The sequence below is a fragment of the Devosia sp. Root685 genome (assembly GCF_001427875.1).
Taxonomy (GTDB): Bacteria; Pseudomonadota; Alphaproteobacteria; order Rhizobiales; family Devosiaceae; genus Devosia.
Genome location: NZ_LMHK01000003.1, coordinates 332,918 through 347,326 on the forward strand (window position 1 = coordinate 332,918; position 14,409 = coordinate 347,326).

11 protein-coding genes are annotated in these 14,409 nt (G+C 62.7%); all 11 read left to right on the forward strand.

Features of this window, described 5'->3' with window-relative positions:
• The first annotated feature begins 176 nt into the window (after nt 1-176).
• The 11 genes from ASD83_RS16790 to ASD83_RS16840 all read left to right on the forward strand — a co-directional run bounded on the left by ASD83_RS16790 (nt 177) and on the right by ASD83_RS16840 (nt 14,149).
• Complete coding sequence (locus tag ASD83_RS16790) at nt 177-488, forward strand: STAS domain-containing protein (RefSeq protein WP_056313049.1); 312 nt, start codon at nt 177-179, stop codon at nt 486-488.
• A gap of 19 nt (nt 489-507) precedes the next feature.
• Nucleotides 508-876 (forward strand): response regulator, encoded by a 369-nt coding sequence (locus ASD83_RS16795; RefSeq protein WP_056313051.1) that lies wholly within the window; start codon nt 508-510, stop codon nt 874-876.
• Entirely contained in the window at nt 873-2,954 is a 2,082-nt protein-coding gene (locus tag ASD83_RS16800) for a chemotaxis protein CheA (protein WP_056313053.1), read from the forward strand. The genes ASD83_RS16795 and ASD83_RS16800 overlap by 4 nt, the downstream gene beginning before the upstream one ends.
• Nucleotides 2,951-3,448, forward strand: coding sequence for a chemotaxis protein CheW (locus ASD83_RS16805; protein ID WP_244489215.1), 498 nt, complete (start codon nt 2,951-2,953; stop codon nt 3,446-3,448). Before ASD83_RS16800 ends, ASD83_RS16805 begins: the two co-directional genes overlap by 4 nt.
• A complete protein-coding gene (locus tag ASD83_RS16810; protein WP_082561293.1) occupies nt 3,445-5,529 on the forward strand; it encodes a methyl-accepting chemotaxis protein in 2,085 nt (694 codons plus the stop codon). Before ASD83_RS16805 ends, ASD83_RS16810 begins: the two co-directional genes overlap by 4 nt.
• 103 nt (nt 5,530-5,632) lie before the next feature.
• Nucleotides 5,633-7,942, forward strand: coding sequence for a methyl-accepting chemotaxis protein (locus ASD83_RS16815; protein ID WP_082561294.1), 2,310 nt, complete (start codon nt 5,633-5,635; stop codon nt 7,940-7,942).
• A 158-nt stretch (nt 7,943-8,100) separates the two neighbouring features.
• On the forward strand, nt 8,101-9,903 hold the full coding sequence (locus tag ASD83_RS16820) for a methyl-accepting chemotaxis protein (protein ID WP_056313056.1): 1,803 nt from the start codon (nt 8,101-8,103) through the stop codon (nt 9,901-9,903).
• A gap of 12 nt (nt 9,904-9,915) precedes the next feature.
• Nucleotides 9,916-10,377, forward strand: a complete 462-nt coding sequence (locus ASD83_RS16825) for a chemotaxis protein CheW (protein ID WP_056313059.1) — start codon at nt 9,916-9,918, stop codon at nt 10,375-10,377.
• A gap of 55 nt (nt 10,378-10,432) precedes the next feature.
• Nucleotides 10,433-11,311 carry a CheR family methyltransferase gene (locus ASD83_RS16830; protein ID WP_082561295.1) on the forward strand — a complete coding sequence of 293 codons (879 nt, stop codon included), beginning with the start codon at nt 10,433-10,435 and terminating at the stop codon, nt 11,309-11,311.
• 13 nt (nt 11,312-11,324) lie between these two features.
• A complete protein-coding gene (locus ASD83_RS16835; RefSeq protein ID WP_056313061.1) occupies nt 11,325-12,443 on the forward strand; it encodes a protein-glutamate methylesterase/protein-glutamine glutaminase in 1,119 nt (372 codons plus the stop codon).
• Nucleotides 12,440-14,149 (forward strand): hypothetical protein, encoded by a 1,710-nt coding sequence (locus ASD83_RS16840; protein ID WP_056313064.1) that lies wholly within the window; start codon nt 12,440-12,442, stop codon nt 14,147-14,149. Before ASD83_RS16835 ends, ASD83_RS16840 begins: the two co-directional genes overlap by 4 nt.
• The last annotated feature ends 260 nt before the right edge of the window (nt 14,150-14,409 follow it).

Genomic DNA, 14,409 nt, shown 5'->3' on the forward strand with positions numbered 1-14,409 from the left:
ATTTAAGGAATGATCATATTCAGGCCGGATAAGAATACGGCTGCAGACATCGTCAATTCATTATCCAGACGGGTGCGCCGCCGCCTGAATACTTTGCACCGTTCACCGGTTGTTAACTAGTCCAAGCCTGAGAGCATTATGACATCGCTGATACATTTTCCGACCAGGTCGCTGCCATGACCGGGAGCAGCACTTTCACGCTCGTTTTGACCGGCGACGTCTCCATCAAGTCCGCCCAGGACATGCTTGGCCGCCTCAAGGAGGCAGTTACCGCGCATCCCGCGATCGCCCTCGACACCAGGGACATCGCCCAGGCCGATGTGAGCACCGTCCAGACGCTGCTGTCGGCGCGGGCCAAGGCCGAGGCTCTGGGCAAATCACTGACATTGAAGGGGCCGCCGGGCCCAAAATTGCAGGCTGTTCTCGAGGGTGCGGGGTTCCTCGACCCCGCCCAGCCCACGGCCCGCTTCTGGACCGAACACATCTAACGCTACGGGACGCGACGGCATGACCAAGACAATCCTCACCATCGATGACTCCGCCTCCATCCGCCAGATGGTAGCCATGACCCTGACTGCCGCCGGCCTCGATGTGATCGAAGCCGTCAACGGCCAGGACGGCTATGACAAGGCCACCAGCAATACGGTCCATGCCGTCATCACCGACCTCAATATGCCGGTTCTCAACGGCATCGAATTCATCCGCAAATATCGCCAGCACCCCGCCAGCAAGGGCATCCCGATCATCCTCTTGACCACCGAGTCCGACGAGGAACTCAAGCGTCAGGCCAAGGAAGCGGGCGCCACCGGCTGGATCGTCAAGCCGTTCAAGCAGGACCAGTTGCTGGCCGTTATCAAGAAGGTCACCGGGGCATGAACATTTCCGATCCGAGCGAGACATTCCGCCAGGAGGCGCGCGAGCTGCTCGATCAGCTCGAGGCCGGCCTGCTCGATCTCGAGCAAGACCCCTCCAATGACGATCTGATCAATTCCACCTTCCGGGCCCTCCATACCATCAAGGGTTCGGGGGCCATGTTCGGCTTTACGGCTGTCGCCGAATTCGTCCACGAATTCGAGACGGCCTTTGACCGTGTGCGCAAGGGCCAGAGCAAGGCCAATACCGCTCTTATTGGCGTGGCGCTCGACGCCAAGGACCATATTCACCTGCTGATCGAGAACCCGGATGCGCCTATCGATGGCGGCGCCGAGATTCTCGTGCAGCTGCGCGCCATCGTTGATGGTGCGGCCGTGGACGGTCACGGTGAAGCAGCGCCGGCGCCTGCGGTGGTGGCTGCGGAACCGGCAAAGCCGGCTGACACGGGCGCAAAGCGCTGGCGGCTGACCTTCTATCTGCCGAACGATGCGCTGATCTACGGCACCAATCCCGAACTGCTGCTCAAGGAACTGGCCGGAATTGGCCCGACAACGGTCCTGGCGCTGACCGATCGCATTCCCGATCTCGACATCATCGATCCCGAGGTCAGCTATATCGGCTGGCAGGTCGATATCGAGACGTCTGAGGACCCGACAGCGGCGATCGACGATGTCTTCCTGTTCCTGCGCGACAATATGGAACTGACGCTGGCCGCGGTGACGGCGGATGCCGTCGCCCCGCTGACGGCAGGTGCCGTCGCCCCGGTGATTGAAGCTGTGGCGGCGCCGGTTGTTATGGCACCGGCCGACGATGCCATGCCCGAGGCGCCCTTCGTGCCAGAGCCGCCGGTTGCCAAGAAAGCCAAGAAAGCCAAGGCCGAAAAGGCTGAGGCGGAAAAGCCCGCTGCGACCTCCCTGCGCGTGCCGGCCGAACGGCTCGACGAGCTGATGGACCGCGTTGGCGAACTGGTGATTGCCCAGGCGCGCCTCAGCCAGATCGCCAATTCATCGTCCGACACGGCATTGAAGACCATTGCCGAGGAACTGGAGCGCCTGTCTTCGGGCCTGCGCGACACCACCATGGGCATCCGCATGGTGCCGATCGGGACGATTTTTTCGCGCTTCCGGCGCCTTGTGCATGATCTGTCCGGCGAGCTTGGCAAGCAGATCGAGTTCATCACCACAGGCGAAGAAACCGAACTCGACAAGACCGTGATCGAGCGCCTGGCCGACCCCCTGGTGCACCTCATTCGCAACTCGGTCGATCATGGCCTTGAAAGCGCGGACAAGCGCGTCGCGGCCGGCAAGGAGCCCAAGGGCACGGTGCGGCTCTCGGCGGTCTATTCGGGTGCCGAGGTTGCGATTTCGGTGATCGACGATGGCGCCGGCCTCAACCATGAGCGCATCCGCGCCAAGGCTGAAGAGAACGGGCTGATCACGCCCGATACCAAATTGACTGAGCAGGAACTCAACCACCTGATCTTTGCGCCGGGCTTTTCGACCGCCAGCGAAGTCACCTCGCTTTCCGGCCGTGGCGTCGGCATGGATGTGGTCAAGCGCACCATTGACGGGCTGCGCGGCACGATCGATGTGGCGACGACGCCGGGCAAGGGCTCGGTGTTTACCCTGCGCCTGCCGCTGACCCTCGCCATTATCGATGGCATGCTGATCCGGGTCGGGGATGGCCGCTACACCATCCCGCTCGCGGCGGTGGAGGAATGCGTCGAGCTGCCCGCCGGCCTCGAAGCGTCCGCCAAGGGCCGCAACTTCCTCGATATCCGCGGTTCGCTCGTGCCCTACCTGCGGCTGCGCGAAGTTTTTGGCCTCAAGGGCGAGGGCGATGCGCATGAAAAAGTCGTCATCGTCTCCTCGGGCGAAGGCCGCGTCGGGCTCGTGGTCGACCAGATCATCGGCAACAATCAGACGGTGATCAAGCAGCTCTCAAAACTGCATTCGGGCATCAAATCCTTCTCGGGCGCCACCATTCTCGGTGACGGCACCGTGGCGCTGATCCTTGATACCGCCCACCTCGTGGCCTCCGGCCAGTCTTATGTCGAACGTAATCTCGGGAGGGCCGCATGAGCGAGAACCAGGACTATATGACGGCCCTGACCATCCGGCTCGAAGACGAGCTCTTTGCGGTCGAGGCAAGCCGGGTGCGCGAAATTCTCGATCTCGTGCCGATCACCGAAGTGCCGAGTGCGCGGGCATTCGTCGGCGGGCTGATCAATGTGCGTGGCCGCGTCGTGCCGCTGGCCGATCTGCGGGTCATGTTCTGCATGGAACGGCCCGAGCCCGACGAGGATACGCGCATCGTCGTCATGGAAGTTGATATCGACGGCGAGCCCACCATTGCCGGCATTCTCGCCGACAAGGTGCACGATGTCACCGATATCGAAACCGCCTCGATCGAAGAGGCACCAAAGGTCGGCATGCGCTGGCGCCCCGAATTCGTCAAGGGCATCGGCAAGCGCAATGGCGGCTTCATCATCATCCCCGACATGGAGCGGATTTTCGAAACATCGGGCGGCAGAAGTCCGTCCGCGGCAGCATCAGAAGAAAGGCCTGCATCGTGAGATTGACCATCAAGACCAAACTCGCCGCGACTTTCGTGGTCGTGGTTGCCATGTCAGCCATCGGCATGTTCATGGGCATACAGAACCTCGCCGCGCTGAGCGGCTCCATGGAAGCCATGGTCGAGGGTAATGTCCAGCGCATCCAGATTGCCGCCGATATCAATGCCCGCACCTTGCGCGTCGCCCGGGACGAAAAGAACCTGATCCTGGCCTCGGACGAAACCGCGTTTGAGCAGTTTTCCGGCCAGATCGATACCGAAAAGACCGCCATAACCGCCCAGCTGACCCAGCTGCGCGACCTCTCGAGCGCCGAGGGCAAGCAGAAGGTCGAGGCTTTCCTTGAGGCCTGGAACGGCTATCTGGTCCAGCACGGCGAAGTCCACCGCCTTGCGAGCCTCAATTCCGATATCGTGGCGGGCGAGCGCATCAGCGCTGCCGGTGCTTTGCAACAGGACGCGCTCAACGGCCTTGAAGCCATCGAACGGCGTCTTGAAGCCGCGCTGTCGAGCGGCCAGGGCACGGATTTCGGCACCTATGCCGCGCTCAAGGCGCTGGACGCGCAGATGCTCGTCATCTCGCGCGATATCCGCAATGTCATTCTGAGCATGAACGATCCGGCGGATCAGGCCGTCTATGACGGTGAACTGGCCCAGAGCAAGGCCGCCCTGCTCGCCGCAATCGAGAACGTCTCCAAGGCGCTGCCCGCCAGCGACCGCGCGGCGTTCGCCGCCTATCAGCAAAAGGTAACGGCCTGGCTGAGCGGCGTCGAAGCGGCGGAAGTGGCGGCCCTCGAAAATGGCGATCACAAGGCAGCCGAACTGGCCAATGGCGCCGCCCGCGAGGCACGCCTGGTCTCGGTGGACGCCCTCAATGCCATCATCGAGCTCAATGACACGCAGATGCGGCAAGCCAATGCCGATGCCGATGCACTTTACGAGCAGAGTCGCATGCTGCTGATCGCCCTGTTGGTCGGCTCGGCTGTGATCGCCGCTATCGCCGCCACCTGGATCGTCCTGTCGATTTCGCGGTCATTGTCGAGTGCCGTGTCGCTGGCCAATGAGGTCGCCGGCGGCGATCTCAATGCCACCGTCTCGATCAAGGGAGACGACGAAGTCGGCGACCTGATCAAGGCGCTCAACGCCATGACCGCAAAACTGCGCGAAGTGGTTGCCGAAGTGACCGCTGCGACCCGCAACGTCGCCGCGGGCAGCCAGGAAATGTCGGCCACGGCCGAACAGCTGAGCCAGGGCGCCACCGAACAGGCGTCGTCCACGGAAGAAGCTTCCGCTTCGATGGAAGAAATGGCGTCCACGATCAAGCAGTCGGCAGACAATGCTTCTCAGACCGAAAAGATCGCGCGCCAGTCCGCTGCCGATGCGATCGCCTCGGGCGAAGCCGTCAATAACGCCGTCTCGGCCATGCAGACGATCGCTGAAAAGATTATGGTGGTGCAGGAAATCGCCCGCCAGACCGATCTCCTCGCGCTCAACGCCGCGGTGGAAGCGGCTCGTGCCGGTGAACATGGCCGCGGTTTTGCGGTGGTGGCGTCCGAGGTGAGAAAACTTGCCGAACGCAGCCAGGCTGCGGCGGCGGAAATCTCGACGCTCTCCGGCACGACCGTGAAGGCCGCGCAATCGGCGGGCGAAATGCTCGGTAAACTGGTGCCCGATATTCAGCGCACGGCCGAACTGGTGGAAGAAATCTCCGCCGGCAGTCGCGAGCAGAACGCCGGTGCCGCCCAGATCAACACCGCCATCCAGCAGCTCGACAAGGTGACCCAGCAGAACACCTCTGCGGCCGAGGAAATGTCCTCGACGGCGGAAGAACTGGCGAGCCAGGCCGAGCAGCTTCAGGCCGCGATCAGCTACTTCCGGCTCGACGCCACCTCGGCGGCCGCCCTCCATGCCGCGCCGCCGGCCAAGAAGGCAAAGCGCGATCTGCGCTCGGCCGTCATGGCCTCGGCCCCGCACATGAGCAAGACACCTGCCCGCGCCAAGGCCAATTCAGGCGGGTTCGATCTCAATCTTGAAGGGGCTTCGGACGACCTCGACGACGAGTTCTCTCGTCGCGGCGCCGCCTGAAACTAATACCTGAACCACGGATGTCGCGGTGGACGACGCGGCATCCCACGACGATCGCTGGAAGGCGACGCAATATCGATCTGCCTAGAAGGGGCGCTATACTATGAGAATAACCATCAAGGCCAAGCTGGCGGCGACCTTCGCGGTAGTCGTGGCACTTTCGGCCGGTAGCATGCTGATCGCGATTCAGAACCTCGGCCAGCTCAATGCCTCGCTCGAAACCATCGTCAACACCCGTGCAGCCAACTCCATGTCCATGTCCGAGTTGCAAGCCAGCATGGAGGCCATGGGGTCGCGTACCCGCGCTCTGATCCTGACCGACGATCCCGCCGAAGTCGCCAATTATGTCGCGCTGGTGGAAGAAAGCCACGCCGAGGCCATCGACGACATCAACACCTTGCGCGGCAATGTCACCGATGCCGCGGAAATTGCCGACCTCAACCTCTTCATCGCCAAGTTCGATGAATATTGGAGTGCGGTGAAGGACGCGGAAGAGCCCGCCCAGATCAATAGCGACACGCAGGCGCTGGCGATTAGCCGCAGCGAAGGCAGCGGCGCTCTGGGCAAGGTCGAAGACAGCATGGGCGCGCTCAAGAAGGTCCTCGCCAACCGCGTCGCGAGCGGGGATGTGCCGGTATTCTCCGCCTATCAGCAGGCCTCGGACATGTTCCTCACCATGACGGACATCTTCCGCCAGCAGCGCAATATCCTGCTCGCCTCCTCTGACCCGCAATTGCAGGAACAATGGCACGCCGACTATCTCGAGGGCCTTGCCTCCATCGCCCAACAGATGCCGGTCCTTGCCCGCTCGATTCCGGCCAGCGAGACCACGCTCCTCAACACGGCCGAGGCCGCCTATGGTGAAATGGTCGCGGCCATGGACAAGGCCGTGGCCATGAGCATGACCCGCGCCGACCTTCTCGCGGCGAGCCGTGTCGATGCGGCCAATACGGTCCGCATCGAGGCGACTGCCATGCTGCAGGCCATGATCGATCATAACCGTGCGCTTCTCACCGGAGCAGCGACCGAAGCTGATGCAACCTATCAGAACAGCATGGTCCTGCTGATCGGCCTCTTGATCGGTTCGGCTGTGATCGCCGGTATTGCCGCCACCTGGATCGTCATGGGCATCAGCCGTGGCCTCAATCGCGTCAAGCAGGTCGTCAACGGCGTTGCTATCGGCGATCTCGATCAGCGCGTCGACATCAAGAGCGATGACGAAATCAAGGATCTCGTCGACACCGTCAATGTCATGACCGACAATCTGCGCGCTTCGGCAGCAGTCGTTGATCAGGTGGCCTATGGCGACCTTTCGGCCAAGCCCAAGGTATTGTCCGACAAGGACGTGCTCGGGCTTGCCATGCAGCGCATGGTCGAAGGGCTCAGCGCCTCGGCCACGGTTGCCGAAAAGATCGCCGCCGGCGACCTCACCGTCGAACCGCGCCGCCTTTCGGACAAGGATACCTTGGGTATTGCGCTCGAGCAGATGGTCGAAAAACTGCGCGACGTGATTGCCGATGCCATTACCTCGGCCAACAATGTTTCGGCCGGCGCCCAGGAAATGTCGGCCACGGCCGAACAGCTGAGCCAGGGCGCCACCGAACAGGCATCCTCGACCGAAGAAGCCTCCGCTTCGATGGAAGAAATGGCCTCCACCATCAAGCAGTCGGCCGACAATGCGAGCCAGACCGAAAAGATCGCGCGCCAGTCCGCTGCCGATGCGATTGCCTCGGGCGAAGCGGTCAATAATGCCGTTGCTGCCATGGAAACCATCGCGCAGAAAATCATGGTCGTGCAGGAAATCGCCCGCCAGACCGATCTCCTTGCGCTCAACGCCGCGGTGGAAGCCGCTCGTGCCGGCGAACATGGTCGCGGATTTGCCGTCGTGGCTTCGGAAGTTCGCAAGCTTGCAGAACGCTCGCAGGCTGCTGCTGCCGAAATTTCGACCCTCTCCGGCACAACGGTGAAGGCCGCGCAGTCGGCGGGCGAAATGCTTTCGAAACTGGTGCCCGATATCCAGCGCACGGCGGAACTGGTGGAAGAAATCTCCGCCGGCAGCCGCGAGCAGAATGTTGGCGCGGCCCAGATCAATACCGCCATCCAGCAGCTCGACAAGGTGACCCAGCAGAACACCTCGGCGGCCGAGGAAATGTCCTCGACCTCCGAAGAGCTGGCGAGCCAGGCCGATCAGTTGCAGGCAGCGATCAGCTACTTCCGCCTCAATGCGACGGCAACGGCTGCGGCCCGCAAGCCCGCACTCAAGCGCGATATTCGCGCCGCTGTTGCCGCCTCCGCTCCGCACATGAGCGCTTCGGCCAGCCGTTCCAAGGCGGGTGGCGGTGGTTTCGACCTCGAACTCGACGGCGCTTCGGACGATCTCGACAGCGAGTTCTCCCGCGCCGGCGCAGCGTAACGGCACTGAGGGATAGAAGTCCTTCGCGTCCTTTGCCGATACGCAACGCTTCAAATTGGGGGCCGGACTTGCGCCCGACCCCAAAGCAACCCGCCGGCTTTGCCGGTAACAAGATGAGTAAGGGACGCAGGAGCGTCTTCGGACAAGGACGATCTCGAATGAGATTCACTATCAAATTGAAACTTGGCCTGGCCTTTGCCGCGGTCATTCTGATTTCGGGCCTGATGACGGCCTTCTCGATCTCCAATCTCGGATCGCTCAACGATGCGATCACCCGGCTTGTCGATGGTCCGGCGGCCAATCTGCGGGAATCGAACGACCTCGCCAATGCGGTGCTGCTGGCCACCCGCGCCGAGAAGAATCTCATCATGAACGGCAATGCCTCGGAAATTGCCGGCTATGTCGATACCGTCCTGACCAATCGCGGCGAAATCGAGCCCCTGCTTGCCAATCTCGAGCAGGACACCGATCCCACGATCCGCGAAAAAGCGTCGGCCTTCCGTCAGCTGCTGCCGCGCTGGATCTCGCTGCAGGACCAGATCCTCAATCTGGGCAAGCAGAACACCACCGAATCCAATGCGCGCGCTGCCGCCCTTTCCATGGGCGAGGGGGCCGAGGTCAATAATGCCATGATCGGGCTGCTCGACGACCTCAATGGTCTCGTCACCGAAGACATGGCCGTGATGGATCAGGAAACCAACGTTCAGTACGAAAACTCGCGCAGCATGCTGTTTGCGGCCACCGGCCTGACGCTGGTGCTCTCGATCGCCGTGGCTGTCTGGATCTCCATGAGCATCAGCGCCGGTCTCCGCCGCGCCATCAGCCTCGCTGACGCCATCAGCATTGGCGATCTCAACCAGAAGATCGAACACAAGGCGAATGACGAAATCCGCGATCTCGCCAATTCGCTCACGGTCATGACCGACAACCTGCGCGCCTCGGCCACCATTGCCGACCAGATCGCCGGGGGCGACCTGACGGTCGAGCCCAAGCGGCTCTCGGAGAAGGATACGCTGGGCATGGCGCTCGAGCGCATGGTCGAAAAACTGCGCGAAGTGATCGCCGACGCCATTGCCTCGGCCAACAATGTTTCTGCCGGTGCTCAGGAAATGTCGGCCACGGCCGAACAGCTGAGCCAGGGCGCAACCGAACAGGCGTCCTCGACCGAAGAGGCGTCCGCTTCGATGGAAGAAATGGCCTCCACGATCAAGCAGTCCGCTGACAATGCCAGCCAGACCGAAAAGATCGCCCGACAGTCCGCTGCCGATGCCATCGCTTCGGGCCAGGCTGTGACCAATGCGGTCAGCGCCATGGAAACCATCGCTGAAAAGATCATGGTGGTGCAGGAAATCGCCCGCCAGACCGATCTCCTCGCTCTTAACGCAGCAGTGGAAGCGGCTCGTGCCGGCGAACATGGGCGCGGTTTTGCGGTGGTGGCGTCCGAGGTGAGAAAACTTGCTGAACGTTCGCAGGCTGCGGCGGCGGAAATCTCGACGCTGTCGGGGACGACTGTGAAGGCCGCGCAATCGGCCGGCGAAATGCTCGGCAAGCTCGTGCCTGATATTCAGCGCACGGCGGAACTGGTGGAAGAAATCTCCGCCGGCAGCCGCGAACAGAATGCCGGTGCCGCCCAGATCAACACCGCCATTCAGCAGCTCGACAAGGTGACCCAGCAAAACACCTCGGCGGCCGAGGAAATGTCGGCAACCGCGGAAGAACTGGCAAGCCAGTCCGAACAGCTCCAGACCGCGATCAGCTACTTCCGTCTCGGCACTGCCGCGACCGCCAAGCTGGCAGCGGCACCCAGGGCCAAGCGCGATTTCAAGGCCGCCGTCATGGCCTCGGCGCCGCACATGCACAAGGCGGCCGGCCGGACCAAGGCCAATGCCGGCGGCTTCGACCTGTCGCTCGATAGCGCTTCGGACGAAATCGACGAAGGCTTCACCCGTATCTCTGCCTGACAAGAGGGTACCATGGCTGACCACAATCAATATGTGACCCTGGGCGTGGCGGAGGAACTCTTCGCCGCCCCCGTCACCAAGGTGCAGGAAATCCTCGACATGCGCGTCATTTCGCGCCTGCCGCGGGCTCCGGACAATTTTCTCGGCATCATCGATGTGCGGGGGCAGGGCGTGCCGGTGCTCGACCTACGGCTGACGCTCGGCATGGAGCCCGCGGCGGACACCGAGACGACGCGCATCGTCGTGCTGTCGGTGAATAGTGCGGCGGGTCCGGTAACGCTGGGCCTTCGTGCCGACCGCGTTTTTGAGGTGACGGTGCTCGATAGCGAGACGCTCGATCCGCCGCCGAGCTTCAATGCGCGTTGGCAGGATCACTGCATCGAGGGCATCGGCCGGCGCAATGGCGCCTTCGTGACGGTGCTCGATCTCGACAAGCTCCTGGGTGAGGGGGCTATGGCCCTCTCGGCCGCCTGAACATTTCCGACCCGCGCTTTGTTTGGCGCGGGCCCCTCTCCCCCTGGAGACCAGTGTGGCTTTATTAGCGCGTGCCCCAATTGTTGAAACCGATGGCGAAGACCATCTCAGCCATACCGATTTTGCCAAGATTTCGGCGCTGATCGGGTCCGAGGCGGGCATCCGCCTGCCGCCAGCCAAGCGCCTGATGGTGGAAGGCCGGTTGCGCCGGCGCCTCCGCGCCTTGCAGATCGAAACCTTCGATAGCTATTGCGACTATGTTTTCCGCCGTGATGGGCTCAAGGCCGAATTGCCGTTTCTCATCAATGTGGTGACCACCAACAAGACGGACTTCTTCCGCGAGCCCGAGCATTTCGAATTGATGCGCTCGCGGATGGTGCCCGAACTGCTGGCGGCGCGGGATGGCGAGCGCAATCCGGTGCTTAAAATCTGGAGCGCCGCCTCTTCGACCGGGGCGGAGGCGTTTACCTGCGCCATGGTTCTGGCCGACATGGCCAAGGCACAGCGCAATTTCCGCTTCTCGATCCTTGGCACCGATATTTCGACCGATGTGCTCGATCACGGCCGGCGCGCGGTCTATCCCGCCGAACAGATCGTGCCCGTGCCCCAGTCGATGCAGGCGCAATATCTGATGTGGTCGCGCAAGGCCGGCCTGCGGCCCGATGTGCGCATCGTGCCTGAATTGCGGCGCCTCGTGCAGTTTCACCGGCTCAACCTGATGGATGAAAAATATCCCTTCGACCGGGATGTCGACATCATTCTCCTCAGGAATGTGCTGATCTATTTCGACAAGGCGGACCAGGCCAAGGTGATCAGCCGGCTCGTTGGCCACTTGCGGCCCGGCGGTTATCTACTTCTTGGTCATTCCGAGTCCATGATCGGCACGTCGATCCCCGTCCGGCAGGTTGCGCCGGCCGTCTTCCAGCGCGTGTGAGAGCTGACTAGTCATGAGTAAGATCCGCGTGCTGATCGTTGATGACAGCGCCTCGGTCCGCACTACGCTGAGCGAAATCATCGCCGCCGACCCTGACCTTGAGGTCATGGCGACGGCGGCCGACCCCTATGTAGCGGTCGAAAAAATCCGGCACGAAGTGCCCGACGTGATTTTCCTCGATGTGGAAATGCCGCGCATGGACGGCCTGACCTTTTTAAGAAAGATCATGTCGCAGCGCCCGATCCCGGTCGTTATCTGTTCGGGCCTCGCGCAAGCGGGCTCCGATACGCTGATGCAGTGCATGGAAGCCGGCGCCGTCGATGTCGTGACCAAGCCCCGCGTCGATACCGCCCAATTCCTGCAAGAGTCGCGCATGCGCATCTGCGACGCCGCCAAGGCGGCCGCGCATGCCAAGATGAAGGGCCTCAAAAAGGCCGCGCCCGAATTGAAGGTGGAAGCCAAGCTGACCGCCGACGCCGTGATGCCGCCGATTTCGGACACGCGCCGCGATAGCCTGATCGCGCGCCTGCCGGTGACCGAGCCGATCGTTGCGATCGGGGCTTCGACGGGCGGCACCGAGGCCCTGCGTCAGGTGCTGGAGGAATTGCCCGCAGGCAGTCCGGCCATTCTGATCGTCCAGCACATGCCCGAAAAATTCACCGGTGCCTTTGCCCGCCGGCTCGACACCACCTGCGCCATCACCGTCAAGGAAGCGGAAGATGGCGACCTGGTGATCCCAGGCCGGGCGCTGATCGCGCCGGGCAATGTGCATATGCAACTCGTGCGCAACGGCCCGCGCTATACGGTGAAAATCGTCGAGGGCCCGCATGTGTCGCGCCATCGGCCATCCGTCGACGTGCTGTTCCGCTCGACTGCGCAGGCGGCGGGGCGCAATGCGCTGGGCATGATCCTGACCGGCATGGGCGATGATGGCGCGCGCGGACTTCTCGAAATGCGGCAGATGGGTAGCCCGACCGTCGCCCAGGACGAAGAGAGCAGCGTCGTCTTCGGCATGCCCAAGGAAGCCATTCAGCGCGGCGCCGCCGTGCGCGTATTGCCCCTTTCTCGCATGGCGACGGAGATCGTCGCCTTTGCCCGTAACGCTCCAAAACCAACCGGAGGCATGGCATGACCAATAATAAGCCCCAAGCCAGGGACGTTTCCGCACTTTCCACGGCGCTCGCCAAGCCGCGCCAGGAGATCGAGGAGGCTTTCGTTTCCGTCGGTTCGCGCCTGTCCGAAGGCGCGGCCATGCTCAACAAGCTGACGCGGCAATTCGAAGCCCTGCCCGCCGCTTTGCAGGGTGAGGAGGTCAGCGAAGCCTCAAGCCAGTTGCGCGCCGTTGCCCGCACCGCGCTGCAGCTCACCGAGGATTTTGCCAAGGAAAAGGCCGACCTGACGCGTCTCGTGGAAGTGGTTTCTGCGGCCAATGGCCCGATCAGCGTCTTGCGCCGCACGGTCAAAATGATCGGCATCGTTTCGATCAATGCGCGGGTGACGGCGGCCGGCATCGTCGGCGATAGCGACGATTTCGAGGTGTTTACCACCGATATTTCGACGCTTTCGGATTCGGCGCGCACGACCATCCACGACTTCAGCACCGTCTATCGGCAATTGGTGAGCGAGGTTGATCAGGCGGCGAGCCAGCGCGATCGCTTTGATGCGGCCCATGCCCATACGCTGACCGAACTGGCGCATAATCTCGACGAGACGCTCGAAGCGCTTGACCGGCAGCGGCAATCGGCCGTTGAAAGCTCGGCCGAGACCGGTCGCGTGTCGCGCCAGATTGTCGGCCGGATCGGCAGCGCGGTCATGGCCTTGCAGGTGGGCGATTCCACCCGCCAGCGGCTCGAACATGTGGAAGCCGGGCTCGATTGCCTCGCCGAAATCGTCGGTGGCGATGAGGCTCTCAGTGTTGAGGCGCTGACCGCAATAAGCCTGCTCGAACAGGAACAATTGCGCGCCACGGCCGCCGACTTTGCCGGCGAAGTCGGTGAGGCCGAACAGGCGCTGCAGGCGCTGGCGAGCGACGCCGGCACCATCATGGCGCGCAGCCGCAACCTTTATGGCGATGGCGACAATGAAGCATCGGCCCTGACGGTGCTATCGGCGCAACTGCGCGTGGCAACGGAAATCCTGCGCGACTGCGAAATGGAACGCAGCAAGCTCGAAGCGGTGGCGGCGGCGGTGCAGCAGACCGTTTCGATCCTCTTGGGCCACGTCGCGGCTGTTCAGGATATCGAATCCAATATGCGGCTCGTGTCGCTCAACGCGGCGGTACGCTGCGCCCAACTGGGTCCGCGCGGCGCATCGCTGACGGTGATCGCTTCGCAACTGCGCGAACTGACGACGGAAACCGTGGTGGCGGCGGAAGCGGCCATGGCCCAGCTCGATGAAGCTTCGGCGCTCGCCGGTGCCTTTGGGGCGGCGGCAGGCGGGGACAATGCCGGCCAGATCGGGCGGCTCGAACAGCAGGCCAATCACGCCATGACGCTGCTGACCCGGCTCGACGAGGGCCTGTCGGCGGCCATGGAAAGCCTCAATGCCGATGGCCCCAAGGTCATCGGTCTGTTGCAGGCGGCGGCGCGGGGCATTGATGGCCAATCGCGCCTGGCCGAAAATATGGACGACATTGCGCTGCAAATTGCCGCGCTTTCGTTGGAAGCCATGCCGAACGAGCTGACGGCGGAACTGCTGCCGGTGCTCGAACGCCTGCGGAAGACGTATACGATGGAAGCGGAGCGGCAGATCCACACCCGGCTCTTCGGCGGCGCCAGCGCGGCGCCGGTGGAAGAACCGGCGAGTGACGATATGGATCTCGAAGCGCTGATGTTTTGAAAATGCAAAGGCTCGCGAAAGCGGGCCTTTTGTTTTGGGAGCGGTTGAAGAAAGGCCCCCTCACCCGCTCCGCGGCTTTGGTTGGGGCAGAATGGCGCCCCAAACTCGATTGTCATCCCGGCGAAGGCCGGGACCCATCTTGAGATCTCGGGATGGGCCCCGGCCTGCGCCGGGGTGACGTCCAGTGGGGGGGGGGAGCGTGTGTCCCGATGGTTCAGTGCCACGCCCCCGTGGTTCGAGGCTTTGCTCCGCAAAGCACC

Bases quoted from the DNA above. Each gene is read 5' to 3' on its own strand.
- ASD83_RS16835 (WP_056313061.1), top strand. From the start codon at position 11,325: ATGAGTAAGATCCGCGTGCTGATCGTTGATGACAGCGCCTCGGTCCGC.
- ASD83_RS16790 (WP_056313049.1), top strand. From the start codon at position 177: ATGACCGGGAGCAGCACTTTCACGCTCGTTTTGACCGGCGACGTCTCC.
- ASD83_RS16795 (WP_056313051.1), top strand. From the start codon at position 508: ATGACCAAGACAATCCTCACCATCGATGACTCCGCCTCCATCCGCCAG.
- ASD83_RS16800 (WP_056313053.1), top strand. From the start codon at position 873: ATGAACATTTCCGATCCGAGCGAGACATTCCGCCAGGAGGCGCGCGAG.
- ASD83_RS16825 (WP_056313059.1), top strand. From the start codon at position 9,916: ATGGCTGACCACAATCAATATGTGACCCTGGGCGTGGCGGAGGAACTC.
- ASD83_RS16815 (WP_082561294.1), top strand. From the start codon at position 5,633: ATGAGAATAACCATCAAGGCCAAGCTGGCGGCGACCTTCGCGGTAGTC.
- ASD83_RS16840 (WP_056313064.1), top strand. From the start codon at position 12,440: ATGACCAATAATAAGCCCCAAGCCAGGGACGTTTCCGCACTTTCCACG.
- ASD83_RS16805 (WP_244489215.1), top strand. From the start codon at position 2,951: ATGAGCGAGAACCAGGACTATATGACGGCCCTGACCATCCGGCTCGAA.
- ASD83_RS16820 (WP_056313056.1), top strand. From the start codon at position 8,101: ATGAGATTCACTATCAAATTGAAACTTGGCCTGGCCTTTGCCGCGGTC.